General features: G+C 56.3%; 4 protein-coding genes. All 4 read left to right on the plus strand.

Going from position 1 to position 2,657, the window contains the following annotated elements; translation table 11 throughout:
* Positions 1-426 (plus strand): hypothetical protein (locus WA989_RS16885; protein WP_424341647.1); only part of this gene is annotated, 426 nt, incomplete at its 5' end.
* Positions 427-461: 35 nt separating this feature from the next.
* The gene (locus tag WA989_RS16890) at positions 462-1,025 is read left to right on the plus strand and encodes a sugar O-acetyltransferase (RefSeq protein WP_424341650.1); all 564 of its coding nucleotides are present in this window, start codon (positions 462-464) and stop codon (positions 1,023-1,025) included.
* A 433-nt stretch (positions 1,026-1,458) separates the two neighbouring features.
* On the plus strand, positions 1,459-1,989 hold the full coding sequence (locus WA989_RS16895) for a hypothetical protein (RefSeq protein ID WP_424341648.1): 531 nt from the start codon (positions 1,459-1,461) through the stop codon (positions 1,987-1,989).
* The gene (locus tag WA989_RS16900) at positions 1,935-2,321 is read left to right on the plus strand and encodes a hypothetical protein (protein WP_424341649.1); all 387 of its coding nucleotides are present in this window, start codon (positions 1,935-1,937) and stop codon (positions 2,319-2,321) included. The genes WA989_RS16895 and WA989_RS16900 overlap by 55 nt, the downstream gene beginning before the upstream one ends.
* The last annotated feature ends 336 nt before the right edge of the window (positions 2,322-2,657 follow it).

Consider the following 2,657-nt stretch of genomic DNA (forward strand, 5'->3'; position numbering starts at 1 on the left):
GATATCGCGCGCTCGGCAGAGCTGGAACACTTTGCCCTCTGGGCTCAGACGATGGGCGCTGAACATGCCCTCGTTTCCGAACCAACCTCGGGGACCGCAGAGGTCCTGCGTCAACTTCTCAGGACCGAGAGCCGCAAGCTGAGCATCGTCTTCCGACTTTCCGCCGAGGCCGCTCTGGCTTGTCATGCGCCCGAAGGGAACGGAGACGAGCGCTTCCAGGCAGCCAATTTTCTAAAGGAAGTCCAAAAGATCGACCTGCCTGCGGTCGAGTTGCGCCTTCTTGAACATCTTGCCCGGACACTTGCCGACAAGTCTGAAGATTGGGCCGCGGCAGCGGACGCAATTCGCGCTCGGGAAAGGTATGCAACTTGTAACTTCTCGGACAGCGAAGTCAGTGACTTGATGTGCGCAGTCTCATTGGAGTGAAAAATAGAGCAGCCATGACCCAAGCTGACCCGGCCATGCCTCGAACCGAACTGGAAAAAATGCAAGCCGGAGAATGGTATTGCTGCCTCGATGACGAGCTCGAGGCGCGCCGCATGGCCGCGCGGCGGGCCGTCCATGAGCACCGTGTCCTCGATCCGGACGATCGTGGGTCTATCGGGCCGCTACTCGCTGCGCTCATCGGTGAAGTCGGCGCACAGGTCTACATCGAGGCCCCGTTTCATTGCGCCTACGGCTTCAACATCACGATGGGCGACGATGTCTATATAAACAGCGGCTGCACGATCCTAGATAGCGGTCACGTGACGATCGGTGCCCGGTCTCTGCTAGGCCCGGCTGTACATATCTATTGCGCAGAGCATCACAAGGATTCCGTTCTGCGCGCACGGGGTCAAGAGATTGCCCGCCCTGTCGAGATCGGATGCGATGTCTGGATTGGAGGTGCCGCAATCATTCTTCCCGGTGTGACAATCGGAGACGGGGCGATTATCGGTGCGGGCAGCGTCGTGACCCGAAGTGTCCCCTCGGGAAGCATCGTGGCTGGCAATCCAGCCAAAGCTATCCCCGTGCTTCCGGGATGAGACTCCTGACCTATTCGAAGTCTATCGCTACTCAATTGAGAGATCCTAGTGGTGCTGACAAGCCAAAACTCGACTTTTTGGTTGCTTGTCGCGATATCAATGCGCTTAAGACTGAAATTTATCTATTTAAAGCAATAGTTTAAATTATATGGAGGCGAGTACCGGAATCGAACCGGTCTAGACGAATTTGCGATCCGGAAAAATTCGTTGATTTCAAAGGGAAAAATTGTAAACGGACTTGTTTCGTTCAGGGTCAGTTTTCAATAGGTTGCGAGGCCCAAGTAAACGGTTTTTCACAGTCTCGCGCTCTGGCGAAAAGGCAAAGAAAAACCGCTGAGGGGGCGGCCACCCACCTCAACGGCATAGAAGAATATTTCCATCCCAATACCTACGGCATTTCCGGTCTGACCTCAACCCAGTTGGCGGTGAGATCATGAGCTGGCGCATTACAAATGAATGCGCCGAGCGCCGCTTTGGCAGCGCCGCGCGCAAGCAGATCATCATGTTCTTGGCCGACAAGGCGAGCGATGACGGCTCTGGCATTTGGTGCTCCAAGGGGACGATCCAGCGGCATACTGAACTCAGCGAGAGCACTGTGAAGCGCACCATCATCGACTTCCTGCGCGAAGGCATTCTGATTGAGACTGGGCGGCGGCACTGCAAGAATGGCTACACCGTCATTTACCGGATTGTGTTGGAGCGCGTGGCTGCGCTCGAACCCACGGCTGAGCCTGATATTGAGACGGGGGTCACTGTGAACCCCGTCCAGCCTGAACCCGGTACGGGGTCCACGGTGAACGGGGTACGGGTTCACGGTGGACCCCAAACCATCCTAAAACCATCCATAAACCATCTACGCGCAGGCGCGTGGCGGCGGCGGAAGTTGAAGATCTTGAAGCTGAGAAGATCTTGGCAGCCTATCCCGAAGACAGGATCCGAGACCGGCGAACTAGTCTGCGCCTGATCGCAGCGGCCGTGAAAGCCGGGATAGAGCCCGATGACCTGATTCAGGCGGTCAAAGCCTATGCGAAGGAAAGCGAGGGCTATACGCGCAGCAAGGTTTGTTTCTCGGACAACTGGTTCAAGATGCGCCGATGGGAAAAGGGGCTTGCCCAGGTACAGGCGGACCGCGAGAAGGCGCGAGAGGCCGAAGCCAAGGGGCGCGCCAGCCTCGCCGAGTGGATCCACGAGCGCCATCCCCTGTGCCGCCATATCACCAACCGGCAGATCGAGGACTTGATCGCGTCAAAGCTGATGACGCTCGAACAGGTTCGCTCTGCGGGGCTGCACGTTTGATGGTACGATCATTTCTTTCTGCCTGAAAATCAGTTTTGTGACTGTACTCCCGATTTCCTCACGGATGGGGGCGGCTTCGATTATCTCGTCCTCATGTTTGGCGACATTCAGTTGCGAGGCGGAAAATGGATCAACGAAAGGAAAAGAAAATGGCAAGCCCACGCCCTACGAACGGCCCGTCAACAACCGGAAACAAATCTGGTTCTGGCCGCGGAAACAACCCGCCTAAGGGAAAATAAGGAGCCTGTAGTCAGCCGTGCGCAGCATGCGCAAAGGTTGCTGCAAAAGGCTCGGCTATGACAACAGTTGAAAGAAATGATTGGGATGGTGGTTGCA

The sequence above is a fragment of the Henriciella sp. genome, assembly GCF_049649345.1.
Classification (GTDB): domain Bacteria; phylum Pseudomonadota; class Alphaproteobacteria; order Caulobacterales; family Hyphomonadaceae; genus Henriciella.